General features: G+C 62.1%; 1 protein-coding gene. It reads left to right on the top strand.

The window, feature by feature from the left end:
- A partial coding sequence (locus J5M56_RS27310; protein ID WP_207938227.1) for an amino acid permease occupies positions 1-243 on the top strand: 243 nt, incomplete at both ends.

The raw sequence follows: 243 nt of genomic DNA, 5'->3' as shown, positions 1-243 counted from the left end.
GCGGGATCTTTTCGCTGCCGCAGAACATGGCTGCCCGCGCCGACGTCGGCGCGGTTCTAATTGGCTGGGCAATCACCGCAGTGGGCATGCTGACCCTGGCATTCGTGTTCCAGACCCTGGCCAACCGCAAGCCCGACCTGGACGGCGGTGTGTATGCCTATGCCAAGGCAGGCTTCGGCGATTACATGGGTTTCTCATCAGCATGGGGGTACTGGATCAGCGCCTGGCTAGGGAATGTCGGCT

The organism is Pseudomonas sp. 51_B (genome assembly GCF_017491595.1).
Lineage (GTDB): Bacteria > Pseudomonadota > Gammaproteobacteria > Pseudomonadales > Pseudomonadaceae > Aquipseudomonas > Aquipseudomonas promysalinigenes.
Note: the sequence above shows the minus strand (reverse complement) of the source record. Positions and strands in the feature narration are given on the sequence as shown.